This is a genomic window from Stenotrophomonas sp. Nf1 (assembly GCF_003028475.1).
In the GTDB taxonomy this organism is placed as follows: domain Bacteria; phylum Pseudomonadota; class Gammaproteobacteria; order Xanthomonadales; family Xanthomonadaceae; genus Stenotrophomonas.
This window is the reverse complement of record NZ_PYTV01000001.1, coordinates 698,154-721,115: the sequence shown is the minus strand read 5'-3', so window position 1 is coordinate 721,115 and position 22,962 is coordinate 698,154. Positions and strand designations below refer to the sequence as shown.

General features: G+C 67.2%; 21 protein-coding genes. 13 read left to right on the top strand and 8 right to left on the bottom strand.

Annotated elements, in window-relative coordinates:
• Positions 1 to 13: 13 nt before the first annotated feature.
• The 6 genes from lpxA (at position 14) to C9412_RS03445 (ending at position 8,485) form a co-directional block, all read left to right on the top strand.
• Positions 14 to 805 (top strand): acyl-ACP--UDP-N-acetylglucosamine O-acyltransferase, encoded by a 792-nt coding sequence (gene lpxA / locus C9412_RS03470; protein ID WP_057497707.1) that lies wholly within the window; start codon positions 14 to 16, stop codon positions 803 to 805.
• Complete coding sequence (lpxB, locus tag C9412_RS03465; RefSeq protein WP_181358659.1) at positions 802 to 2,061, top strand: lipid-A-disaccharide synthase; 1,260 nt, start codon at positions 802 to 804, stop codon at positions 2,059 to 2,061. The genes lpxA and lpxB overlap by 4 nt, the downstream gene beginning before the upstream one ends.
• Complete coding sequence (locus C9412_RS03460) at positions 2,058 to 2,693, top strand: ribonuclease HII (RefSeq protein WP_107230325.1); 636 nt, start codon at positions 2,058 to 2,060, stop codon at positions 2,691 to 2,693. The genes lpxB and C9412_RS03460 overlap by 4 nt, the downstream gene beginning before the upstream one ends.
• Before the next feature lie 227 nt (positions 2,694 to 2,920).
• Positions 2,921 to 6,511, top strand: coding sequence for a DNA polymerase III subunit alpha (gene dnaE, locus C9412_RS03455; RefSeq protein WP_107230324.1), 3,591 nt, complete (start codon positions 2,921 to 2,923; stop codon positions 6,509 to 6,511).
• 48 nt (positions 6,512 to 6,559) lie between these two features.
• The gene (locus tag C9412_RS03450; RefSeq protein ID WP_107230323.1) at positions 6,560 to 7,429 is read left to right on the top strand and encodes a hypothetical protein; all 870 of its coding nucleotides are present in this window, start codon (positions 6,560 to 6,562) and stop codon (positions 7,427 to 7,429) included.
• 96 nt (positions 7,430 to 7,525) lie between these two features.
• Entirely contained in the window at positions 7,526 to 8,485 is a 960-nt protein-coding gene (locus C9412_RS03445) for an acetyl-CoA carboxylase carboxyltransferase subunit alpha (RefSeq protein WP_107230322.1), read from the top strand.
• A 460-nt stretch (positions 8,486 to 8,945) separates the two neighbouring features.
• On the opposite strand, the gene C9412_RS03440 is transcribed toward C9412_RS03445, so the two are convergent.
• Positions 8,946 to 9,401: a CopD family protein gene (locus C9412_RS03440; protein ID WP_107230321.1), complete on the bottom strand. Its 456-nt coding sequence runs from the start codon at positions 9,399 to 9,401 to the stop codon at positions 8,946 to 8,948.
• Positions 9,402 to 9,550: 149 nt separating this feature from the next.
• Here C9412_RS03440 and C9412_RS03435 point away from each other — a divergent pair, with 149 nt between their 5' ends.
• Together C9412_RS03435 and phaZ are read left to right on the top strand one after the other, a co-directional pair.
• Positions 9,551 to 10,141 (top strand): class I SAM-dependent methyltransferase, encoded by a 591-nt coding sequence (locus C9412_RS03435; RefSeq protein WP_107230320.1) that lies wholly within the window; start codon positions 9,551 to 9,553, stop codon positions 10,139 to 10,141.
• 93 nt (positions 10,142 to 10,234) lie between these two features.
• On the top strand, positions 10,235 to 11,542 hold the full coding sequence (phaZ, locus tag C9412_RS03430; protein WP_107230319.1) for a polyhydroxyalkanoate depolymerase: 1,308 nt from the start codon (positions 10,235 to 10,237) through the stop codon (positions 11,540 to 11,542).
• Positions 11,543 to 11,664: 122 nt separating this feature from the next.
• Here the strand turns inward: phaZ and C9412_RS03425 are convergent, their stop codons facing one another.
• Both C9412_RS03425 and C9412_RS03420 read right to left on the bottom strand, forming a co-directional pair.
• The gene (locus C9412_RS03425) at positions 11,665 to 12,654 is read right to left on the bottom strand and encodes a sensor domain-containing protein (protein ID WP_107230318.1); all 990 of its coding nucleotides are present in this window, start codon (positions 12,652 to 12,654) and stop codon (positions 11,665 to 11,667) included.
• Complete coding sequence (locus C9412_RS03420; RefSeq protein ID WP_107230317.1) at positions 12,651 to 13,016, bottom strand: PadR family transcriptional regulator; 366 nt, start codon at positions 13,014 to 13,016, stop codon at positions 12,651 to 12,653. The genes C9412_RS03425 and C9412_RS03420 overlap by 4 nt, the downstream gene beginning before the upstream one ends.
• 136 nt (positions 13,017 to 13,152) lie before the next feature.
• Between C9412_RS03420 and C9412_RS03415 the strand changes: the two genes are divergently transcribed.
• A complete protein-coding gene (locus C9412_RS03415; RefSeq protein ID WP_107230316.1) occupies positions 13,153 to 14,055 on the top strand; it encodes a peptidylprolyl isomerase in 903 nt (300 codons plus the stop codon).
• Positions 14,056 to 14,670: 615 nt separating this feature from the next.
• Here C9412_RS03415 and C9412_RS03410 read toward each other — a convergent pair.
• Positions 14,671 to 15,543 carry a DMT family transporter gene (locus tag C9412_RS03410; RefSeq protein ID WP_107230315.1) on the bottom strand — a complete coding sequence of 291 codons (873 nt, stop codon included), beginning with the start codon at positions 15,541 to 15,543 and terminating at the stop codon, positions 14,671 to 14,673.
• 115 nt (positions 15,544 to 15,658) lie between these two features.
• On the opposite strand from C9412_RS03410, the gene C9412_RS03405 reads away from it, so the two are divergent.
• Both C9412_RS03405 and C9412_RS03400 read left to right on the top strand, forming a co-directional pair.
• A complete protein-coding gene (locus C9412_RS03405) occupies positions 15,659 to 16,603 on the top strand; it encodes a LysR substrate-binding domain-containing protein (protein ID WP_107230314.1) in 945 nt (314 codons plus the stop codon).
• A 69-nt stretch (positions 16,604 to 16,672) separates the two neighbouring features.
• Positions 16,673 to 16,966, top strand: coding sequence for a hypothetical protein (locus C9412_RS03400; RefSeq protein WP_107230313.1), 294 nt, complete (start codon positions 16,673 to 16,675; stop codon positions 16,964 to 16,966).
• A gap of 79 nt (positions 16,967 to 17,045) precedes the next feature.
• Here the strand turns inward: C9412_RS03400 and C9412_RS03395 are convergent, their stop codons facing one another.
• Complete coding sequence (locus tag C9412_RS03395) at positions 17,046 to 17,828, bottom strand: DUF4349 domain-containing protein (protein ID WP_107230430.1); 783 nt, start codon at positions 17,826 to 17,828, stop codon at positions 17,046 to 17,048.
• 23 nt (positions 17,829 to 17,851) lie between these two features.
• The gene (locus tag C9412_RS03390; RefSeq protein WP_107230312.1) at positions 17,852 to 18,208 is read right to left on the bottom strand and encodes a GFA family protein; all 357 of its coding nucleotides are present in this window, start codon (positions 18,206 to 18,208) and stop codon (positions 17,852 to 17,854) included.
• Between the two features lie 111 nt (positions 18,209 to 18,319).
• On the opposite strand from C9412_RS03390, the gene C9412_RS03385 reads away from it, so the two are divergent.
• Entirely contained in the window at positions 18,320 to 20,128 is a 1,809-nt protein-coding gene (locus tag C9412_RS03385) for a DUF885 domain-containing protein (protein ID WP_107230311.1), read from the top strand.
• Positions 20,129 to 20,216: 88 nt separating this feature from the next.
• On the opposite strand, the gene C9412_RS03380 is transcribed toward C9412_RS03385, so the two are convergent.
• Positions 20,217 to 20,453 carry a hypothetical protein gene (locus C9412_RS03380; RefSeq protein WP_107230310.1) on the bottom strand — a complete coding sequence of 79 codons (237 nt, stop codon included), beginning with the start codon at positions 20,451 to 20,453 and terminating at the stop codon, positions 20,217 to 20,219.
• Positions 20,454 to 20,667: 214 nt separating this feature from the next.
• On the opposite strand from C9412_RS03380, the gene C9412_RS03375 reads away from it, so the two are divergent.
• Positions 20,668 to 21,669, top strand: coding sequence for a polysaccharide lyase (locus C9412_RS03375; protein WP_107230309.1), 1,002 nt, complete (start codon positions 20,668 to 20,670; stop codon positions 21,667 to 21,669).
• Positions 21,670 to 21,678: 9 nt separating this feature from the next.
• Here the strand turns inward: C9412_RS03375 and agp are convergent, their stop codons facing one another.
• Entirely contained in the window at positions 21,679 to 22,902 is a 1,224-nt protein-coding gene (agp, locus tag C9412_RS03370) for a bifunctional glucose-1-phosphatase/inositol phosphatase (protein ID WP_107230308.1), read from the bottom strand.
• Positions 22,903 to 22,962 lie beyond the last annotated feature (60 nt).

Sequence of the window (22,962 nt, the reverse complement as noted above, 5' to 3'; positions counted from 1 at the left end):
ACGGGAGGCAGCAATGACTGACAACGCACCACGGATCCATCCCACCGCCGTCATCGATCCGGCCGCCCGGCTGGCCGACGACGTCCAGGTGGGCGCCTTCACCCTGATCGGCGCCGATGTTGAAATCGGCGCCGGCACGGTGGTCGGCCCCCATTGCAGCATCCACGGCCCGACCCGGATCGGCCGCGACAACCGCTTCGTCGGCCACGCGGCCATCGGTGGCGAGCCGCAGGACAAGAAGTTCGGCGGCGAGCGTACCGAACTGGTGATCGGCGACCGCAACGTGTTCCGCGAGTTCGTCACCCTCAACCGTGGCACCGGCGGCGGTGGTGGCATCACCACCATCGGCAACGACAACTGGATGCTGGCCTACACGCACGTGGCGCACGACTGCCATGTCGGCAACTTCTGCGTGTTCTCCAACAACACCACGCTGGCCGGCCACGTGACCGTGGGCGACTACGTGATCATCAGTGGCTTTGCCGGCGCCCACCAGTTCTGCCGCATCGGCGCGCATGCCTTCCTCGGCATGGGTGCGCTGACCAATGGCGACGTGCCGCCGTTCACCATGGTCGGCACCGACTCGCTCGGCCGCCCGCGAGGCATCAACAGCGAAGGCCTGAAGCGCCGCGGCTTTGATGCCGAGCGCATTTCGGCCATCAAGCGCGCCTACCGCACGCTGTATGTGGCCGGGCTGCCGCTGGCCGAGGCCAAGGTGCAGCTGACCGAACAGGCGCGTGACAGCGATGACGTGAAGGCCATGCTGGACTTCATCGAGCACGCCGAGCGGCCCCTGCTGCGATGAGCAGCACGCCCGGCCAGGCGCCCGCCGGCGCCGCCGTGATTCCGCTGGCCTCGATGGCCGGCAGTGTCCCCGCGCAGCGGGTGCTCAGCGAGCGCGCGTTGCGGATCGCGCTGGTGGCCGGTGAAGCCTCCGGTGATCTGCTCGGAGCGGGCCTGGTACGCGAACTCAAGGCGCGCTTCCCGAATGCCGAATTCGCCGGCATCGGCGGTGATGCCATGCGCAGCGCCGGCTGCCAGACCTGGCACGATGCCAGCGAGCTGGCGGTGATGGGCCTGACCGAGGTGCTGCGCCATCTGCCGCGCCTGCTGAAGCTGCGCTCGGCCTTCCGCCAGCGTGCGCTGGAATGGCAGCCAGATGTGTTCATCGGCATCGATGCGCCCGACTTCAACCTGGGCATCGAGCGCTGGTTGAAGCAGCGTGGCGTACGCACCGTGCACTACGTCAGCCCGTCGGTCTGGGCCTGGCGCGAGAAGCGCGCCGAGAAGATCGGCAGCAGCGCCGACCTGGTGCTGTGCCTGTTCCCGATGGAACCGCCGATCTATGCCAAGCACGGCATCGACGCGCGCTTTGTCGGGCATCCGATGGCTGACGACATTCCCCTGCAGGGCGACCGCGAGGCCGCGCGCGCCACGCTGGGCCTGCCGACCTCGGCCAAGGTGCTGGCGGTGCTGCCGGGCAGCCGCCTGGGTGAGATCTCGCGCCTGGGCGAGCCGTTCTTCGAAGCCGCCTGGCAGGTCTCCGAGCGCATTCCCGGGCTGCATGTGGTGGTGCCTGCTGCCAACGCGGCGTGCAAGCGGCTGATTGAAGAGCAGCTGTCACGCTCGGCGCTGCCGGTGGCCTATTCGCACGTGCTCGACGGCCAGGCACGCGATGCGATGATCGCCGCCGACGTGGTGGTGCTGGCCTCCGGCACCGCCACGCTGGAGGCCATGCTGGTGAAGCGGCCGATGGTGGTCGGCTACCGCGTCAACGAGCTGACCTACCGCCTGGTCAAGGCGCTGGGCCTGATCAAGGTGGACCGCTTCGCCCTGCCCAACATCCTGGCCGGCCAGGATCTGGCCCCGGAACTGATGCAGCATGACTGCACACCGGACAAGCTGGCGGCCGCCATCCAGCAGTGGTTCGACCACCCGCAGCGGGTGAGCGACCTGCAGGATACCTACGCGCGCCTGCACGAGCGCCTGCGCCGCAACGCATCGGCACGTGCCGCCGACGCCGTGGGCGAGCTGCTGGTGCGCAACCAGGCCCAGGCATGAGCCGCCGCCACGCCGCTGCGGCCAGCCTGGCGCTGTTCGATGCCAGCGCCGTGGTCGAGCCGGAACGCCTGATCGCCGGTGTCGACGAAGCCGGGCGCGGCCCGCTGGCCGGCCCGATGGCCGTGGCCGCCGTGGTCTTCGACCCGTCCAGGCCGCGCATCAACGGCCTGGATGATTCCAAGCAGCTGACCGCCGCGCGCCGCGAGCAGCTGTATGACCGCATCGTCGAACGGGCATTGGCCTGGCATGTGGTGCTGGTGGAGGTGGAGGCCATCGACCGCCTCAACATCTACCAGGCCACCCTGCAGGGCATGCGCGATGTGGTGGCCGCGGTGGCCCACGTGGCCGGCTTCGCGCGCATCGACGGCAACGTGGTGCCCAAGGGGCTGGCCCTGCCGGCACAGGCCCTGGTCGGCGGCGATGGCATCGACCGGGCCATCATGGCCGCCTCGATCCTGGCCAAGGTCAGCCGCGACCGTTACATGCAGGATCTGCACGTGCGCCACCCTGAGTATGGCTTCGAGCAGCACAAAGGCTACGGCACCCCGGCCCACCTGGCCGCGCTGCGGGCCCACGGGCCGTGTGCCGAACACCGCCGCAGCTTCGCGCCGGTGCGGGAGTGCCTCGGTTGACGTTGTAGAGCCGAGCCCATGCTCGGCTTTCGCGGCAGCCGAGCATGGGCTCGGCTCTACAGGAAGCGGCTACGCGCCCCCCTGAACCCGGCCGTCTTCCCGGGCATGTCAAGAGCTTGTCGCGCCCTCCCGCCCTCGTTACCCTGACCAGGCACTCCAGCGCTTCCCGACCCCGGCGACGAACCTCCGTCGGCATCCGGGGCCTGCGCGCTCCAACCTGGTCCGGCATGTCCAACTCCCGCTTCGTACATCTCCACGTCCACACCGAGTTCTCGCTGGCGGACTCGACCATCCGTGTGCCGGCCAAACCCGATCAGGCCGACCCGAAAAAGGCCAAGCAGGCCAACCTGCTGTCGCGCTCGGTGGAACTGGGCCTGCCCGCGCTGGCGGTGACCGACCTCAACAACCTGTTCGCGCTGGTCAAGTTCTACAAGGCGGCCGAAGGCGTGGGCATCAAGCCGATCGCCGGCGCCGACGTGCTGATTGCCGAGGAAGGCCAGGACCCGTGGCGGATGACCCTGCTGTGCCGCGACCGCGAGGGCTACCTGAGCCTGTCGCGGCTGCTGACCCGCGCCTGGATGGAGGGCCACCGCCCGGAAGGCGGGGTGGCCATCCACCCGGACTGGCTGAAGGCCGGCAACGCCAATCTGTTCGCGCTGGCCGGGCGGCAGAGCCTGGCCGGGCGCCTGGCACTGGACGGCAAGCATGAGCTGGCCGAGCAGCAGCTGGCCGACTGGCAGCGCGTGTTCGGCGATGGCCTGCACCTGGAACTGACCCGTACCGGCCGCGAGGGCGAGGAAACCTTCAACCAGTTCGCACTGATGGCCGCCGGCCAGCGCGGCCTGCCGGTGGTGGCCAGCAATGACGTGCGCTTCCTGTCGCCGTCGGATTTCAGCGCGCACGAAGCGCGCGTGTGCATCTCCACCGGCCGCGTGCTGGACGACCCCAAGCGGCCGCGCGAATACAGCGACCAGCAGTACCTGAAGTCGGCCGAGGAAATGTGCGCGCTGTTCGCCGACATTCCCGATGCAATCGACAACACGCTGGCACTGGCCGAGCGCTGCAACATCGAGATGCGGCTGGGCACCTACTTCCTGCCCAACTACCCGGTACCCGACGACGAAACGCTGGACACCTGGATCCAGAAGATGTCGCGCGACGGCCTGGAAGAGCGCCTGGAGAAGAATCCGCTGGCGCCGGGCAAGACCCGCGAAGAGTATTTCGAGCGCCTGGAATTCGAGCTCAACACCATCATCAAGATGGGTTTCCCCGGCTACTTCCTGATCGTGGCCGACTTCATCCAGTGGGGCAAGAACCAGGGCATTCCGATCGGCCCCGGCCGTGGTTCCGGTGCCGGTTCGCTGGTGGCGTGGGCGCTGAAGATCACCGATCTGGACCCGCTGCCGTACAACCTGCTGTTCGAGCGCTTCCTCAACCCGGAACGCGTGTCGATGCCCGACTTCGACATCGACTTCTGCATGGACCGCCGCGACGAGGTGATCGATTACGTCGCGCGCAAGTACGGGCGCGAGCGTGTCAGCCAGATCATCACCTACGGCACCATGGCCGCCAAGGCGGTGGTGCGCGACTCCGGCCGCGTGCTCGGTTTCCCGTATGGCCTGGTCGACGGTGTTTCCAAGCTGATTCCCAACATCCTGGGTATCCACCTGAAGGATGCACTGGGCAAGGGCAAGGAAGGCCCCAGCTCGGAAATGGCGTCGCCGGAACTGATCCAGCGCTACGAGACCGAGGACGATGTCCGCGACCTGATCGATCTGGCACTGCAGCTGGAAGACCTGACCCGCAACGCCGGCAAGCATGCCGGTGGCGTGGTGATCGGCCCCGAACCGCTGAGCGAGTTCTGCCCGCTGTACGCCGAACACGATGAGAACGGCCTGGGCAAGAACCCGGTCACCCAGTTCGACAAGAACGACGTGGAAGAAGTGGGCCTGGTGAAGTTCGACTTCCTCGGCCTGCGCACGCTGACCATCATCGACTGGGCGGTGAAGGCGATCAACAAGCGCCATGAGCGCGCCGGCATCCCGCCGGTGGACATCGCCGCGATTCCGCTGGACGACACGCCCACCTACAAGGACATCTTCGCCAACGGCAACACCGGCGCGGTGTTCCAGTTCGAATCCTCGGGCATGCGCCGCCTGCTGAAGGACGCGCGCCCCGACCGCTTCGAAGACCTGATCGCGCTGGTGTCGCTGTACCGCCCCGGCCCGATGGACCTGATTCCCTCCTTCAACGCGCGTAAGCACGGCCAGGAAGAAATCATCTATCCCGATCCGCGCACCGAAGCGATCCTGAAAGACACCTACGGCATCATGGTGTACCAAGAGCAGGTGATGCAGATGGCGCAGATCGTCGGCGGCTACTCGCTGGGCGGCGCCGACCTGCTGCGCCGCGCGATGGGCAAGAAGGTGCCGGCGGAAATGGCCAAGCACCGCGAGATCTTCCGCGAAGGTGCGGCCAAGGACGGCGTCGACGAAGCCAAGGCCGATGCGATCTTCGACCTGATGGAGAAATTCGCCGGCTACGGCTTCAACAAGTCACACGCCGCCGCCTATGCGCTGGTGAGCTACCAGACCGCGTGGCTGAAGCGCCACTACCCGGCCGAGTTCATGGCGGCCACGCTGTCCTCGGACCTGGACAACACCGACAAGGTGGTCGGATTCCTCGACGAGGTGCGCAACCTCGGCCTGACCGTGCTGCCGCCGAAGGTGAACCAGTCGGCCTTCATGTTCGAAGCGGTCACCCCGGACACCATCCAGTACGGCCTGGGCGCGATCAAGGGCGTGGGCCAGGGCGCCTGCGAAGCGGTGGTCGACGAGCGCCTGAAGGGCGGCGAGTTCAAGGACCTGCTCGACTTCTGCACCCGCGTCGGCTCGGCCAAGCTCAACCGGCGCACGCTGGAAGCAATGATCAACTGTGGCGCGCTCGATGAGCTCGGCCGCAACCGCGCCTCGCTGATGCTGCAGCTGCCGGAAGTGATCAAGGCCACCGACCAGATGGCGCGCGAGCGTGCCTCCGGTCAGAACTCGCTGTTCGGCGGGCCCGACCCGAGCACCGTTTCGATCCAGCTGGACCTGCCCGAGGCCGAAGAATGGCCGCTGCTGCAGCGCCTGAACGGTGAGCGTGACACGCTGGGCTTCTACCTCAGCGGCCATCCGTTCGATCCGTGGCGCGACGATGTGCGCGACCTGGTCGGCAACGATCTGGGCGCGGTGGAGAAGATCTGGAGCGCCAACAGCGGTGGTGGCGGTGGCGGCGAGAAGCGCTGGCGCCCGGAAGTGCAGACCGTGCTGGCCGGCCAGGTGGTCGGCGTGCGCCGCAAGGGCGAAAGCCAGATTTTCATCCAGCTCGAAGACGGTCGTGGCCGCGTCGAGTGCAGCGCGTTCTCCGACGCAATGGCCGAATTCGGCCACCTGATGACCAAGGACCGCATCCTGGTGGTCAAGGGCGGCCTGCGCGAGGACGAATTCAATGGCGGCTTCGCACTGCGCATCCGCCAGTGCTGGGACTTCGATGAAGTCTGCGCCAACTACGCCACGCGGCTGTCGCTGCGCCTGGACCTGCGCCAGCAGCGCCCGGTCTGGGAACGCATCGATGCCCTGCTCGACCGCCATCGCCCAGGCCGAACGCCGCTGCGGCTGGACCTGCTGCTGAAGGGCCCGCAGGGCGGCGTGGCCGGCATGCTCGATGTGTCCGGGCAGAGCGCGGTACGCATCGATTCGAAGCTGATGGAGGCGCTGCGCGCCGACCCGGCCGTGCGCACGCTGAAGGTGCGCTACAGCCCGCCATGGGCCAGCTGACGCTGGCCTCACCTTTTCCCCCGCACCACTTCAAGGACGATACCGCTGATGAAATCCCTGCTGCTTTCCCTTGTGGCCGGCCTCGCGCTGGCTGGCTGCTCGCTGTCCAGCGTGAGCTTCGAGATCGACAATCCCACCGACAGCCCGTTGGAATTGACCCTGGACGGCAAGCCCCATGCCATCGGACCGCACGCCTCGGTGTCGGTGTCGCTGGCGCCGGGCGAACACCGCCTGCATACCCAGGCGCTGGGCGACGTGCAGCTGGTGGTCTACGCCGACGGCCAGGGTGGGCTGATCAACCCGACCCTGTCCGAGTACGTGGTGGTCAGCCAGGTCTACGCCGATGCCGGGCAGCAGTACGGTGAGGCCAACAACGAGATCGACCTTGACGGGGTCGCCATCGAAGGTCCGTTCACCAAGGTCCACGGCCTGTTCATCGAAAAGGACTGGCGTTACGGCGCCCACGAGAACTTCCCGGACAGCGTGGTCACCACCCAGCAGCAGGCCGGCATCGAGCGCCGCAACAAGCTGTTCAGCGCGGTTGATTTCATCGCCTACCTGGAAAAGGAGAACGAGGAACCGGGCAGCTACCTGGCCGCCAACCCGGCCGGCTACCGCACCCCGAAGGACCCGGCCCCGTTCACCCCGACCGTGCTGCCGGCGCTGCACCCGCAGTTCGAGGCGCACGCCGCCGCCGCGCGGCAGTGGCACGCGCGCTACCTGGCCGCGATCGATCCGTCTGAACAGAAGCGCCTGAAGAAGGAGAGCTTCAAGGTCAGCGTGGACTTCGTGCAGGCCAGCGCGGCCGCCGGCCGCGACCTGCGCCCGGCCGACCACGAGCAGCGCAATGCGTTCCAGTCGGCGCTGGGCCAGGCCACCGGCATGTCGGCGGCGGTGCGCCCGGCCAGCAAGGGCTGAGCCCGCGCCCGGACCCCGTACGCTCCAGACAGGGGCGTACGGGGAATCCACCTGTGTTCGGCTACACTTTCCCCCTTCTTTACTCGACGGCTTCCGATGAATCCGAACTACCTCGACTTCGAGCAACCCATCGCCGACCTGGAAGCCAAGATCCAGGAGCTGCGCAACGCCAGCGCCGGGCCGGCGGTCAATGTCGAGGCGGAAGTACACGCGCTGCAGGACAAGCTGCGCGTGCGCACCGCACAGATCTTCCGCAACCTGACCTCATGGCAGGTACTGCAGCTGGCCCGTCATCCGTCGCGCCCGTATACCGCCGACTACATCCGCATCATCTGCGATGAGTTCCAGGAGCTGGCCGGCGACCGCGCCTTCGCCGACGACAAGGCCATCATGGGCGGCCTGGCCCGCATCAACGGCCGCGCGGTGATGGTGATCGGCCACCAGAAGGGCCGTGACACCAAGGAAAAGATCAAGCGCAACTTCGGCATGCCCAAGCCGGAGGGCTACCGCAAGGCGCTGCGCCTGATGAAGATGGCCGAGCGCTTCGGCCTGCCGGTGCTGACCCTGATCGACACCGCCGGTGCATGGCCGGGCATCGACGCCGAATCGCGCGGCCAGTCCGAAGCGATCGCACGCAACCTGATCGAGATGGCCGAACTGAAGGTGCCGATCATCTGCACCGTGATCGGTGAAGGCGGCTCCGGCGGCGCACTGGCGCTGGGCGTGGGCGACCGCACCGTGATGCTGGAATACGCGGTGTATTCGACCATTACCCCGGAAGGCTGCGCCTCGATCCTGTGGAAGGACGCGGGCAAGGCCAAGGATGCCGCCGAGCAGCTGGGTCTGACCGCGCCGCGCCTGAAGGGCCTGGGCCTGGTCGACAAGGTCGTGCGCGAGCCGACCGGTGGCGCCCACCGCAACCCGACCCAGATGGCCAAGCGCCTGAAGGCGGTGCTGCTGAACGAACTGGACGCGCTCGACGCGCTGTCCACCGAGCAGCTGCTGGAACAGCGCTACACGCGCCTGCGCAGCTACGGCACCTACGAAGCGGCCTGAGATAGTGCCGGCCGCTGGCCGGCAACATCCGGGTGATTGCACAAACCAAAAGAGCCGGGCAGATGCCCGGCTCTTTTGGTTTGTGCAATCACCGCATCCACGCGTGGCGTGGATCTACCGCGGTTCCGTAGCGTCGAGCTTGCTCGACAGCTGTTGATCGAAGCAGTCGAGCAAGCTCGACTCTACAAGCGCCCATCCACGCATGGCGTGGATCTACCCGGTGGATCAGAACGGCTACCGCGGTTCCGTAGCGTCGAGCTTGCTCGACGGCTGTTGATCGAAGCAGTCGAGCAAGCTCGACTCTACAAGCGCCCATCCACGCATGGCGTGGATCTACCCGGTGGATCAGAACGGCTACCGCGGTTCCGTAGCGTCGAGCTTGCTCGACAGCTGTTGATCGAAGCAGTCGAGCAAGCTCGACTCTACAAGCGCCCATCCACGCATGGCGTGGATCTACCGGTCAGAACGGCTTGGCCAGCACCAGCCACACGATCGGGATGAACGCCAGCAGCGGGATCTCGTTGATCCAGCGCAGCGCGCGCGAGGACGGCAGCGCCCTGCCCTTGGCCACGCCCTTGAGCAGGCGACCGACCCAGCCGAAGTACACCAGCAGCAGCACCACCAGGCCCAGCTTGGCATGCAGCCAGCCGGCACCGCCCGGCGCGACCATGGTCGGGAAATCCGGGATGACCCTGTAGCCCAGCCACAGCACCAGGCCGAGCAGGAAGGCCAGGCCGAACATCGAATGGCCGAAACGGTACAGGCGCAGCCCCATCAGCTGCAGGCGCTCGGTCACGGCCGGTTGCCCTGCTGTCTCGGCCAGGTTGACCAGGATGCGCGGCAGGTAGAACACCGTGGCCATCCACGCCACCACGAACACGATGTGGAAGGTCTTCACCCAGTAGTAGCTCTGCATGCGCTCGCTCCAGCGGCTGGCGTAGATGGGCGGCCATTCTCGCACGCGCTGAGCACCGCGCCCCACGCACCGCCGCCGCGACACATCGACGCATGGCGCGCCGCAACACCGTACGATAGGCGCCGTTTTCCCCGATCCGGCCCTGCACCATGGACAAGACCTACGACGCCGCCTACTTCCAGCGCTGGTACCGCCGTGCCGACATCGGCGGCAGCGCCCGCCTGGCACGCAAGGTTGCCCTGGCCGTGGCCAGCGCCGAGTACTACCTGGAACGACCGATCCGCAGCGTGCTGGACATCGGCTGCGGCGAAGGCGCCTGGCGCGCACCGCTGCTGAAGCTGCGTCCGAAGGTCGAATACCTGGGCTTTGACAGCAGCGAGTACGCTGTGCGCCGCTACGGCCGCACCCGCAACCTGCACCTGGCCGGCTTCGGCGACTTCGCCTGGCTGCGGCCCTGCGCCCCGGTCGACCTGCTGGTGTGCTCGGACGTGATGCACTACGTGCCCGATCGCGAGCTGCGCGCCGGCCTGGCCGGCGTGGCCGAGCTGACCGGCGGTGTGGCCTTCCTGGAGACCTTCGCCGCCGAAGACGAGTTCGACGGCGACCATGAGGGCTTCCAGGCGCGCCCGGCGCGCTGGTATCGGCGGACGCTGGCCCGGCAGGGCCTGCAGCCGGTAGGGTCGCACTGCTGGCTGGGCCCCGCCCTGGCAGGCGATGCGGCCGCGCTGGAACGGATGTGAATCCGGATTCATTATTTTCAGCCAACTTAACCTGCGGGACACCCGGATGGGATATGCTGCACGGCAACATATGACCATACATATTCGGTCGTCATGCTCTATCAACTGCACGAACTGACCCGCAACCTGCTTGCCCCCTGGGTGCATCAGGCCCAGGCCAACGCCAAGTTCTTCGCCAACCCGGGCCACTGGTGGTCGCAGATGCCGGGTGCCGATCGCCTGGCTGCGGTCAACGAGTTGTTCCATCGCATCGGCAAGGATTACGAGAAGCCCGAGTGGGGCATCAACGAAATCGATGTCGACGGCGAGCGCGTGCCGATCGTCGTGCACGAAGAAGTGAGCAAGCCGTTCTGCAAGCTGCTGCGCTTCAAGCGCCACAGCAATGAAGCCGACCAGCTGCACACCATGCTCAACCAGCCGTTCGTGCTGGTGGTGGCACCGCTGTCCGGCCACCACGCCACGCTGCTGCGCGATACCGTGCGCACGCTGCTGCGCGACCACCGTGTGTACGTCACCGACTGGGTGGACGCGCGCATGGTGCCGACCAGCGAAGGCGAGTTCGGCCTGGACGACTACATCGCCTACATCCAGGAATTCATCCGCCATCTGGGCGTCGAACGCCTGCACGTGGTCAGCGTGTGCCAGCCGACCGTACCGGTGCTGGCTGCGGTTTCGCTGATGGCCAGCCGTGGCGAACCGACGCCGCGCACGCTGGTGATGATGGGCGGCCCGATCGATGCGCGCTGCAGCCCGACCGCAGTGAACAACCTGGCCACGCAGAACCCGCTGTCGTGGTTCGAGAACAACGTCATCCACACCGTGCCGCCGAGCTATCCCGGCGCCGGCCGCCGCGTGTATCCCGGCTTCCTGCAGCACGCCGGCTTCCTGTCGATGAACCCCAGCCGCCACTTCAGCTCGCACTGGGATTTCTACACCGACCTGGTCAAGGGCGACCTGGAAGACGCCGACGCGCATCGCCGCTTTTACGACGAATACAACGCCGTGCTGGACATGCCGGCCAAGTACTACCTGGACACCATCCGCGTGGTGTTCCAGGACTTCCTGCTGCCGCGTGGCGAGTGGGTGGTCAATGGCGAGAAGGTCGATCCGTCGGCGATCGGCGATACCGCGCTGCTGAGCATCGAAGGCGAGTTGGACGACATCGCCGGGCTCGGCCAGACCGAAGCGGCGCAGGCGCTGTGCACCGGCATTGCTGCTGACCGCCGCGAGCATTTCATCGTCGAAGGCGCCGGCCACTACGGCATCTTCAGCGGCCGTCGCTGGCGCGAAGTGGTGTACCCGAAGGTACGCGACTTCTTCGCCGCGCACGCCGAAGCCCCGGCCGCCAAGGCCACGAAGAAGAAGAGCAACGTCACTCCGCTGCGGCGCAAGGCGGGGTAATTCCCGGCTCTGCCCAGAAGCCCGGGGTCGGATCCCTTTCCAACGGAAAGGGCTCTGACCCCAGTTCGACCGGATCCGGGGTCAGAGCCCTGTTCTGCGAACAGGGATCCGACCCCGACCGCTTACAGCCGCACCAGCAGGTTCTTGGCGATCAGCCCGTGCAGCCTGCCGATGCCACGCGCCAGGTGCATCGTCAGCACCAGCAGCAGCGCGCCCACCGCCGCCACCGCGATTGCCACCAGCGGCGAGGCCGCCATCGGCAGTACATTCACGTCGTTGATGTACACGCCCGGGATATCGCCACTGAAGATCGCCGCGACCGGCGCCCAGATCAGGCTCAGCGACAGCGACAGCAGCGTCACCGCGATGGTGAAGTAGATGATGCCCAGCGGCAGCATCAGCACGAAGTACAGCAGGGTCAGCCACGTGCGGCCGTCGGTGAACATGTCGCCGATGCGTTGCAGCCAGGTGCGGCTATGGTCGGTGTATCGCGGACGACGCGGCATGCGCTCGCCCAGCAGCGCTTCCACCAGCCGCCCTTCCAGCAGCGCCAGCCCGCGCACCGAGCCGAAGAACAGCACGGTCAGCGGAATGCCGACGATCAGGATCAGCAGACCCAACGACAATGACAGGCCGGTCACCACCCAGGTGAAGAAGAAGATGCCGGTAGCCAGCGACAGCAGCATGTAGAACAGCGCGCCGTAGGTATGCGGATCGGCCACCACGCCAAAGAAGCGGGCCAGCAGCGAGCGCTGCACCGGCGCCGGCGGCGGTGCGGCTGGCTCGACGCCACTGGCTTCGGCCGCCGCACGCAGTACCGGCGCGGTATCCGCACGCGGCGTACGCAGCGCGCGGTTCACCGTCACTTCGGTCTCGCGGTAGATCTCGGCCACTTCGTCCGGCGCGCCGTAGCTGCCGGCCACGTCGGCGATCACCTCGGCCTCGCTGCGACCGGGCTGCGCGGCCAGCTCCGAGCGCAGATACTCCTCGGCGTCGTACAGCGCGTCCTGCACCATCGCCGGGTCGGCGCCTTCCAGCGCCGCGCGCAGCTGCGCCAGATACTGCGGGATGGTGGTCGGCAGGGCTCGGCCTGCCAGGCTCGGGTCGTTCATAGCGGTACCCCCTCCAACACGGAATCGACGGAATCGCGGGTGGCCTGCCAGGCCTGGCGCCACTGCGCCAGCACCTGAAGGCCACGTTCGTTGATGCGGTAGTAGCGCCGCGGTGGCCCGCTGCTGGATGGCTCAACATGGCTTTCCAGCAGCCCGGCGCCCTCCAGATTTCGCAGCACCGGGTACAGCGCGCTCTGCTTGCCGCTCAGCACGCCCTCGCCCACGCGCTCCAGCTCCTTGGCGATCAGGTACCCGTACAGCGCCTCGCCGGCCCGGGCCAGCACCGCCAGCAGGGCCAGCGACACCGTTCCGGCGCTGAGCTCCTTCTGGAACTTCTTCAGGTGGACATCGTCTTCGACCATGACCGGCCCTCCACTACGTTGAAGTCAACAGTAGTGCGAAGTTCGGTATAGCGAATGTGTCGTTAGTCATCGTGCCGGTTGGCGAGACCGGTGCGCTCGCGCAGAATCAAACCCTCGTTCATGTTCCGGGGTTCCCATGCCGCACCGCCGTTGCCTTGCCCTGACCGCCCTCGCCCTGGCCTGCCTGCTGCCGTCGTTGGCCAGCACGGCCGCGCCCTACCGAAGCCCGCAGCAGATCCTCGACGCCTCGGCGGCCAGCGACTGGCGCACCCCGGACCCGGCCAACCTGCTGTACATGGACCTGCCGGCCGGGCGGGTGATCATCGAGCTGGCACCGCAGTTCGCCCCGCGCCATGTGGCCAACATCCAGACCTTCGCCCACGAGCATTTCTGGGACGGCACCAGCATCTACCGCTCGCAGGACAACTTCGTGGTGCAGTTCGGCGACGCTGACGCCGATGACGCGGCCAAGGCCAGGCCGTTCGGCAGCGCCGCACGCAAGCTGCCGGCCGAGTTCGAACGCGCCAGCACCGGCCTGAAGGTGAGCGTGCTGCCGGATCGCGATGGCTGGGCGGCACAGACCGGGTTCGTCGACGGCTTCCCGGTCGGCCAGGACCCGCGGGCCGGCAAGGCCTGGCTGGCGCACTGCTACGGCATGCTGGGGGCGGGCCGCAACAACGAGGAAGACAGCAGCATCGGTGCCGAACTGTACGTGGTGACCGGGCAGTCACCGCGCCAGCTGGACCGCAACATCACCCTGGTCGGCCGCGTGCTGAAGGGCATGGAGCTGCTCAGCGCGATCCCGCGCGGACCGGCGCCGATGGGCTTCTACACCGATGCGAAGCTGCGCACGCCGATCGTGTCGATCCGCCGCGCCAGTGACGTGCCGGCGGCCGAGCGCACGCCGATCCGGGTGCTGCGTACCGATTCGAAGACCTTCGCCGATACGGTCGAGGCGCGACGCAATCGCGTGGATGATTTCTACAAGCGTCCGGCCGGGCATATCGATCTCTGCAATATTCCGGTGCCGGTGCGGTAACGTCGTCGCGGGTTCTGCGCGTGGCACGAGCTGAAGGTGCTTCACTGTTCATGGGCGTCACTTTTCTTTTCGCGCGAAAAGAAAAGTAACCAAAAGAAACGCGCCGCCAGGTCGCGAGCCGCCGTGCTTCGCACGTCGGTCCCCTGCGCTTCTCGGTGAATCAGGGGACGGTGCGTAGAAGTCAGCCGACTAACAGTCGGCTCTACAGGACATCGGCACCTCTTCGCCCCTGATTCCCCTGCGATGCTCGGCTCGCTCAAGGCGGACAAAAGATCAAAGGCTGTAGCTGCATCCGGTAGATCCACGCCATGCGTGGATGCCTTTGCCGTTGATCTTGACCTTCCAGTCCGCCTTGAGCGAGCCGAGCACCGCAGGTCCGGCGAGGGCGAAGAGGCGCCACGCTTCTTGTAGAGCCGACTGTTAGTCGGCTGACTTCTGCGCGCCGTCCCTCGACGGGCCGAGAAGCGCAGGGTACCGGTGCGCAGCACCGGCTCGCGACCTGGCGGCGTGTTTCTTTGGTTACTTTCTTTGCACGAGCAAAGAAAGTGACACCTCTCCGCAGGCGCGGAAAAGACCTGCCGGGCAGCGCCCGGCACTACCAGCGCTTCGGCACCCTCAGCCCTTCTGGCTCACCGCCACGCTACCCAGAATCAACGCACCGGCAATCAGCATCTGCACCGTCACCGCCTCGCCCAGGAACAGCCACGCAAACGCCGCGCCGAACAGCGGAATCAGGTAGGTCACCGTCGAGGCGCGCGATGGGCCGATACGGCCGATCAGCCGGTAGAACATCAGGAACGCCAGGCCGGTGCAGGCCACGCCCAGTGCGATCGCCGCGCCCCACGCCTTCAGCGGAATCGCCGCCTGCGGCCAGTGCGTCACCGCCATCGGCAGCATCCACAGCGAGGCGCACGACAACGTCGCCGCCGCAGCCGCTGCCGAGGGCAGCCCGGTCATGTGGCGCTTCACCAGATTGACACCCAGCCCGTACAGCAGCGACGCCGCTGCACCCGCGATCACGGCGGTACCGATGCTCAGGCCGGAAACCTTGGCCGTAGCCAGCACCACCACGCCGGCGAAGCCGACCAGCAAAGCGCCGGCGCGGCGCATGCCGATCTTCTCGCCGAAGAACAGGAAGGCGATCAGCGCGGCGAACAGCACGGTCATCGCATTGCAGATCGCGCCGATCGCCGCCGGCGCCTGCTCCGCCGCGTAGGCGAACAGCACGAACGGCAGCGCCGAGTTGATCAGGCCGATCGGTGCCAGCCACAGCCATCGCCGCGGCGGGAACTGCGCGCGCGCGCGCCACAGGAACGGCAGCAGCACCAGCGCGCCCAGCACCAAACGGAGTTCAACCAGCGCGAACGGACCGAACGAGGGCACCGCCACCCGCATGAACAGGAACGAGCAGCCCCAGATGGCGCCCAGCAGGGTCAGTTCCAGCGGTGTGCGCCAGTCGCGCTCGGCCGCCTGTGGGACCGCATTCATGCCCTGCCTCCGTCCATCGCCGCATCCTCGTCAAGGCACACAGGATCGTGCGGGGACGCCCGCCGCACAAGCGCGTAGTATGGCTGCCAGCCACAAATCTGGCTTGAGGCTCGACATGCAGCTCCGTCCTTCCCTGCTCCCCGCACTGGCCGTGTTCGCGGTCGCCGCCCGCCACCAGAACCTTGCCCAGGCCGCGCAGGAACTGCACCTGACCGCCAGCGCCGTCAGCCACCACGTGCGGCGCCTGGAAGAAGTGCTGGAAACGCGCCTGTTCCTGCGCCATGCCCGCGGCGTCCGCCTGACCGCCGAAGGCCGGCAGCTGGCCGATGCCGCCAGCGCGGCCTTCAGCGATGTCGCGGCCGTGGCCCATCACCTGCATCCGGATGCGGACAGCGTGCCGCTGCGGATCACCACGCTGCGCTCGCTCTCCTACTGCTGGCTGCTGCCGCGGCTGCCGCGCTTCACCCAGGCGCATCCGCACATCCGCATCGAGCTGCACACCGGCAGCGGGCTCGATCGCTATGACGACAATGGGCCGGAGGTCGGCATCCGCTACGGTCTGGGACAGTGGCCGGGCCTGCATGCGCAGCACCTGATGGACGACGACCTGTTCCCGGTCGCCTCGCCTGCGCTGGCCGGGGTCGAATCGCTGGACGATCCGGCCCGTATCGCCGACCTGCCGCTGCTGACCGACCTGTCGCCGCAGGGCTGGCGCGACTGGTTCCGCCATGCCGGCGTGCGCCCGCCCTCACCCTTGCCGCCGATGCACACCTTCGCCGACAGCACCGATGCGATGCGTGCGGCGGTGTATGGCATGGGGGCGGTACTGGCACGCACCCACATCGCCCAGCCCTACCTGCAGCGCTACGAAGTGGTGCGCCTGCCAGGACCCGCGTTGAAGGCGCGCTACGCCTATTACGTGGTGCACGCCGAAGCGCAGCCGCCCAGCCCGGCCGCGCGCCTGTTCATCGACTGGCTGCTGCAGCAGGCCCAGGACGAACGCACGCCGATCCCCGCGCTGCCGGACAGCCTGCTGGGGCGCCCGGCCACGCGCGGCTGACTGCGCCCTCACCCGCTCTTTGCTTCGCGCTGGCTAGGCTGCAGGCGAACCCTTCCACGTGCCCCTGACATGAGCCTGCTGCGACTGCGCATCACCGGAACCGAAGACGACGCCCGTGCCATCAGCGATCTGCTGCTTGGCCTGGAGGGCATCGAGCACGTCGAGGAAACCGACGACCTGATGCCACACATGGACGATGACGATTCCAGTTCGGCCGGGCTGTCCGATGATATCGGCCCCGGCATCCACGAACTGGAAGTGGAAGTCGGCAACGAAAGCACCGCGCAGAAGGTGCGCGATGCGGTGCAGGAGCTCGCGTTGGAGCTGGATGTGTTCGTCGAGTACGAAACCGACGAAGGATGAGCATCCGTCGGGCATGGCCCGGCGCTACCTTCCACCTGTCCGGTAGCACCGGTCCACGACCGGCGGGCGCATCGTTCGATCAGGCCTTGCGACGGCGACGACGCCACCAGGCACGCACGCCCCATCCTGCGATCAACGCCAGCACCGCCACCGGCAGCAAGGCAGCCGCAGCACGGATCAGGAACGCCACGCTGGTGCTGAGGATGCTGCCTGACTCGCTCAGCGCCTCGCCGATCTCGCTGCGGCTGCGCTGGCCCGAGGTGGTGGCAAAGTGCAGCGTCACCAGCTGGGTGTCGATACGCCGGCGCTGCTGCGCTGAATCCTTGTTGGCTTGCTCGACACCGGCCTCGATCTCCGACAGGCGCGTGGTGATCGCCATCAGGTCCTCGATCTTCAGGTCCTTGCGGTCCTGGTAGGAGAGCAAGCGTGCGTGCTCCTTCTCAAGCCGCGCCTTGGTCAACGCAGTGTCGGCCACCTGCTGGGCGAGGTCTTCGGCGCGCGTGTTGCGCGACTGCAGCGTGCCGCCGTCACCGGCCAGCGCGATCAACGGCTCGGTGCCCTTCGGGGCGATGCGCACCTTGACCTCGCCGCTGGGCTGATCGCCACTGCGCTGGTCGACCTGCAGTACCGCACAATCACCGAACTTCGCGCTCTGGCAGGCCTGTGCGACCTGCTGGATGCGCGGTGCGATCTGCGCGGCGTCCAGCTGGATCTGCACGTCATGTTCGTAGGCCAGGAACGCGCCATCCGGAGAGGCAATGGCCGCTTCGGCGGCCACCGCACCGGTATCGGCACTGGCCGCCCGATCGCCGCTCTGGGCACAGGCTCCCAGCGCCAGCAGCAGCATCGGCGTCACCACCATGCGCGTCCACGCGCCGGTGCGGCTCACAGTGCGGCTCCGTCGTAGCAGGTCACCGAAAGCGCGGCCAGATCCACCGCCGGCACGCAGCGCACGTTCACCGCCACCATCGGCGTTCCAGTGCGTGGATCCACCGCTTCGCTGTAAGGGGCGATGCCGCATTCGCGGCAATGGTGGTGGTCGATGTGGGCCTTGTTGAAGTGGTAGGTGGCCACGTCCGCCGGATCGGTGGCCAGCTGGAACGCCTCGCGCGGGGCGAACCACAGCAGGCTGCCGCGGCGGCGGCACATCGAGCAGTTGCAGTCGATCACATCGCTGATCGGTGCCTGTGCTTCCACGGTGAATGCGATCCTGCCGCAATGGCAGCTTCCCTGGTAATGCATGTCCTGCGCTCCGCTGGAGGGTCCTTGTGCCGCCCATGGTAATCCTATGGCACGGGGACAAAGCGGCTCCGGGGCCCTATGCTCGGGGTTTGACCCTGCACAGGAACGCCGATGCGCCCGCATCTTCTTGCCCTCGCCCTGGTGGCCGCCCTGGCTGGCTGCCAGCCGGCCGAAGCCCCGACCAACGCCGCCACCCCGGCCGCCGGCCAGCAGGCGGCGGACGCGGCAGCCGATGCTGCCTTCGCCGACCTGTCCAAGCGTGCCCTGGACACCTGGATGCAGCTTTCGCCGGTCAGCGCCACCCAGATCGGCGACCACCGCTACGACAGTGAACTGGACGACCTGAGCGCCGCCGGCCAGCAGAAGACCGTGGCCGCCTACAAGGCGTTGCTCGGCGAGCTGGACAAGATCGAGGTGGCCAAGCTGGGCCGCGAGAACCAGGTGGACGCGGCGATCCTGCGCAACCAGCTGCAGTCGGAAATCTGGAACGCCGAAGTGCTGCAGTCCGGCAAGTGGGACCCGCAGCTGTACAACGGCATCGCCGGCAGCGCGATCTACGGCCTGATGGCCCGCGAATTCGCGCCGCTGCCGGAGCGCCTGAAGTCGGCTACCGCGCGCATGGAAAAGCTGCCGGCGATCTTCGCCCAGGCCCGCGAGAACCTGGACCCGGCGCGCGTGCCGAAGATCCACGCCGAGACTGTTGCCAAGCAGAACAAGGGCATCCTCAGCATCGTCGATACCTTCATCACCCCGCACATCGGCGAACTGCCGCAGGCCGACCAGCAGCGCCTGCAGGCCGCCATCGACGGCCTGAAGAAGGCGGTGGACGAGCAGCAGACCTGGCTGGACAAGACGCTGGTGCCGAACGCCAAGGGCGACTTCCGCATCGGTGCGGAAAAGTACGACCAGAAGCTGAAGTTCGCGCTGAGCTCCTCGCTGTCGCGCCAGGAGATCGGTGAGCGTGCACGCGCCGAACTCAAGCGTGTGCGCGAAGACATGTACGGCATCGCGCAGACCGTGCTGAAGGACAAGCCGGGTGCGCCGGAGATGCCGGCCCAGCCGACCGACGAGCAGCAGCAGAAGGCAATTGAAGCGGCGCTGGAGCTGGCCTACGCCGACAAGCCGGCACGCGACAAGGTGGTCGACGATGCCAAGGCCGCGCTGGAGCAGTCCACCGCCTTCGTGCGCGAGCACGACCTGATGACCCTGCCCGATGCGCCGGTGGACATCATCCTGATGCCGGAGTTCCAGCGTGGCGTGGCCGTGGCCTACTGCGATTCGCCGGGCCCGCTGGACAAGAACCTGAAGACTTTCTACGCCGTGTCGCCGATTCCGGACGACTGGAACGAGAAGCAGGTCGACTCGTTCCTGCGTGAATACAACTCGCGCATGATCCACCTGCTCAGCATCCACGAAGGCACCCCGGGCCACTATCTGGAAGGCTGGCATTCGGCCAAGTTCCCCTCCACCCTGCGTGCGGTGCTGCGTTCGGGCCTGTTCGCCGAAGGCTGGGCGGTCTACACCGAGCGCATGATGCAGGAGCAGGGCTACCTCAACAACGATCCGCTGTTCCACCTGGTGCAGCTGAAGTTCTACCTGCGCACCATCTCCAACGCGATCCTCGACCAGGGTGTGCACGTGGACAACTGGGATCGCGAGAAGGCGATGCACCTGATGACCCACGACGCGTTCCAGCAGGAAAGCGAGGCGGCCGGCAAGTGGGTACGTGCACGGCTGACCTCGGCGCAGCTGCCGACCTACTTCGTCGGTGCGCAGGAACACTTCGACACCCGCAAGGCGGTGCAGGAGAAGCTGGGCGACAAGTTCAACCTGAAGGCGTACCACGATCAGGTGCTGTCCTACGGCGCGCCGCCGGTGCGCTTCGCCCGCCAGCTGATGCTGGACCAGCCGATCGAGTGATCGGCGCGGGGCTGAATGCCCCGCGGGTCTGGCAGCACCTCACGGCCCGGGATTCCCGGGCCGTTCTCGTTTGAAGCGCCCGACTGCCTCACATCCTGTGTATGTATAACTTCTCCGCATGGCTGCGGATATCGAGAAAGAACTTCGCCTTGCAGCGGCGGCAAGCCACGGGATGTATTTCATCAGACCCGCGCTGATTCTCCAGCGCGACCGCCAGCACGGGATGCCCGCAGTCGAAACAGCAGAATGCAATGTTGTTGCCATGGGGATCGGCATCGATCTGGTCGCCATAGTGATCCATTACCAGAAAGTCCGTGATTTTCATGGTCGATCTCCGGAACAGGTGAACCACCTGCAGGCTATATCACCGCCCTGCCTCACGGAAGGGCGCGCACCGGCTACAGGGCAGCCCATCCTTCCATGCACGCCGGGGCCGCTCCGGTCCTTAACACTTGCGGATCGGGCCTGCCCGGCCTCACGCCTGGCAAACGGCTCAGGGCGCATCGTTCGCACCGCCCTCCCTTGCTCTGCAGGCTCCAATGCGCTCCCTGGTGCTACGCCTCGGCCTCCTTTCAGCTGCCTTGGCAGCCAGTACCGGTGCCTCCGCCGCCTGCCCTCCACCGCCGCCCGGCCAGCCCGACATCCGCGCCCTGGGCTACTACACCGACAAGGCCGGTTCGGTGATCGACCCGGCGCTGCAACAGCAGAACCACGATGTCACCGCGCCGCTGGACCGCTATGCCGCCGAGGTGGCGCGCATGAGCGACGACTACCTGCGTGACGGTGATCGCACCGCTGCGCAGTGCACGCTGGCCTGGCTCGGCGCCTGGGCGAAGGACGGCGCGATGCTCGGGCAGATGATCCGGGTCAACAACGACCAGTCGTTCTACATGCGCCAGTGGATGCTCGATGCGGTGGCCATGGCCTACCTGAAAGTGCATGACCAGGCCGACCCGCAACAACGCGCCCGTATCGATCCGTGGCTGCAGCAGCTGGCGCGCGCCAATCTGAGCTACTGGGACAACCCGAAGCGGCGCCGCAACAACCACTACTACTGGGGCGGTCTGGGCGTGCTGGCCACCGGCCTGGCCACCGATGACCCGGCCCTGTGGCAGGCCGGTCACGCCGCCTTCCAGAAGGGCATCGATGACATCCAGGATGATGGCAGCCTGCCGCTGGAAATGGCGCGCGGGCAGCGTGCCCTGCACTACCACGACTACGCGCTGGCGCCGCTGGTGATGATGGCGGAGCTGGCGCGGCTGCGCGGCCAGGACTGGTACGCCAGCCGCGATCACGCCATCGACCGCCTCGCGCGACGCGTCATCGAAGGCAGCAAGGACCCGGCGTGGTTCAACCAGCAGACCGGCGTTGCACAGCTGCCACTGCAGGCCAGCGGCTGGGTCGAGTTCTATCGTCTGCGCTCGCCCGATGGCGGCCTGTTCGAAGCCGCACACGCACGCGGGCCGTACCACTCGCCGCGATTGGGCGGCGACCTGACCCTGATGGCCACGCACGGCATCGTGCGCACGCCCCTGCGCTAGCGGCGCAGCTCAGCGGGCTGCCGGTTTCAGCAGGCGCTGGAATTCCGCAACGGTGCAGCCCTGCACCGCGCAACCCGGCACACGCAGCACGACGCGCCCCGGTGGGTGGGCCTCGGTCAATGGCCGCGCATCACGCAGCTGCGCGGTGGTCGGGTAGACGTAGGCCAGATGGATCCGCGCCTCGCCGCTGCGGCGGTCACGCCAGCGCTCGAGCTGCAGCAGGCCACCGATCGGCGTCTTCTCGTACTGACCCGGCAACGTGTAGTCGATGATGCCCAGCGCCGCCAGCACCGAGCCGATGTTGGAGTCATGGCCGACCAGCAGGGTCACCTTCGGTGACACCGGATCGTTCAACAGCGTGCCTACCTGCATCAACAGCGGCGCGGCCACATCACGCGCCACCCCGGGGGTGCCGAACAGGATGTCCTGGTAGCGATTGCGGATCTGCGCCAGCGCCTGCCATTGGTCCTCGGTGTTCAACCGGCCCCAGCCTTCGGCGGCGGCGTCGCGTGCCTCGTAGTGCTCCATCAGCAGCGCGTCGACCACGCCACTTGCCAGCGCCAGCGATCCGGTCGCGCGCGGCTCCTTGCCCGCTTCCGCAGTGAAGGTGGTATCGGTCAGCGTCAGATGGCATTCGCTGCGGTCAACACAGGCCGCCGACTGCGGGTAACGGATGACCGCCTCCACCACCGCCAGTGCCGGCGCCAGGTCCGCCTCGGTCAATGCCTGCCGCATCGACGACAGCGCGCGCTCGCGATAGGCCACGTCATCGCGATGGATCACCGGATTGAACAGCGGGTCCATCGTGCCCAGTGACATGCGCTGCTCGATTGCCACGTGGCAGCCCGGGAAGGCACCGGCAACGAAGAACTGTGCGGTAGCCTGGGTGCGTTGCAGGCTGTTGGCATGGGCGTGGAAATCGCCCGGTTGCGGGCATCTCGACAGCGGCAGCACCTGCGCCTGGCGCAGCCACTGGCCGACGTAGCGGCCCATGTAGACCTCCAGCACTCCGCCCTTGGTGGTCAGCTCGCCCGCACCCACGTCCCAGCGCGGCCAGGTTTCCGGTGTCGCGTTGGCCAGCGCCCCGGAGGCCACCACCGGCGCACGCAGGTTGTGGCGGCTGAGCAGGATCACCTGCTGCAGCTGCTCTTCGGCGACCGGTGCAGCCATCGCGGTCGCAGTGCTCACGCCCAGCGTGAGCGCCAGCAACAGGGAGCGTAGGGGGCAGATCAATGCAGGTCTCCAGAAGCACGCTGGGGTCGGAGCCCTTTGCCTCGCAAAACGATCCGACCC

Coding starts and splice junctions, on each gene's coding strand:
- C9412_RS03385 (WP_107230311.1), top strand. CDS start 18,320: ATGCGCCCGCATCTTCTTGCCCTCGCCCTGGTGGCCGCCCTGGCTGGC.
- C9412_RS03460 (WP_107230325.1), top strand. CDS start 2,058: ATGAGCCGCCGCCACGCCGCTGCGGCCAGCCTGGCGCTGTTCGATGCC.
- C9412_RS03425 (WP_107230318.1), bottom strand. CDS start 12,654: ATGAACGACCCGAGCCTGGCAGGCCGAGCCCTGCCGACCACCATCCCG.
- C9412_RS03395 (WP_107230430.1), bottom strand. CDS start 17,828: ATGGTGGTGACGCCGATGCTGCTGCTGGCGCTGGGAGCCTGTGCCCAG.
- C9412_RS03450 (WP_107230323.1), top strand. CDS start 6,560: ATGAAATCCCTGCTGCTTTCCCTTGTGGCCGGCCTCGCGCTGGCTGGC.
- phaZ (WP_107230319.1), top strand. CDS start 10,235: ATGCTCTATCAACTGCACGAACTGACCCGCAACCTGCTTGCCCCCTGG.
- C9412_RS03405 (WP_107230314.1), top strand. CDS start 15,659: ATGCAGCTCCGTCCTTCCCTGCTCCCCGCACTGGCCGTGTTCGCGGTC.
- C9412_RS03400 (WP_107230313.1), top strand. CDS start 16,673: ATGAGCCTGCTGCGACTGCGCATCACCGGAACCGAAGACGACGCCCGT.
- C9412_RS03415 (WP_107230316.1), top strand. CDS start 13,153: ATGCCGCACCGCCGTTGCCTTGCCCTGACCGCCCTCGCCCTGGCCTGC.
- C9412_RS03380 (WP_107230310.1), bottom strand. CDS start 20,453: ATGAAAATCACGGACTTTCTGGTAATGGATCACTATGGCGACCAGATC.
- lpxB (WP_181358659.1), top strand. CDS start 802: ATGAGCAGCACGCCCGGCCAGGCGCCCGCCGGCGCCGCCGTGATTCCG.
- C9412_RS03410 (WP_107230315.1), bottom strand. CDS start 15,543: ATGAATGCGGTCCCACAGGCGGCCGAGCGCGACTGGCGCACACCGCTG.
- C9412_RS03420 (WP_107230317.1), bottom strand. CDS start 13,016: ATGGTCGAAGACGATGTCCACCTGAAGAAGTTCCAGAAGGAGCTCAGC.
- C9412_RS03435 (WP_107230320.1), top strand. CDS start 9,551: ATGGACAAGACCTACGACGCCGCCTACTTCCAGCGCTGGTACCGCCGT.
- C9412_RS03440 (WP_107230321.1), bottom strand. CDS start 9,401: ATGCAGAGCTACTACTGGGTGAAGACCTTCCACATCGTGTTCGTGGTG.
- C9412_RS03390 (WP_107230312.1), bottom strand. CDS start 18,208: ATGCATTACCAGGGAAGCTGCCATTGCGGCAGGATCGCATTCACCGTG.
- lpxA (WP_057497707.1), top strand. CDS start 14: ATGACTGACAACGCACCACGGATCCATCCCACCGCCGTCATCGATCCG.
- C9412_RS03445 (WP_107230322.1), top strand. CDS start 7,526: ATGAATCCGAACTACCTCGACTTCGAGCAACCCATCGCCGACCTGGAA.
- dnaE (WP_107230324.1), top strand. CDS start 2,921: ATGTCCAACTCCCGCTTCGTACATCTCCACGTCCACACCGAGTTCTCG.
- C9412_RS03375 (WP_107230309.1), top strand. CDS start 20,668: ATGCGCTCCCTGGTGCTACGCCTCGGCCTCCTTTCAGCTGCCTTGGCA.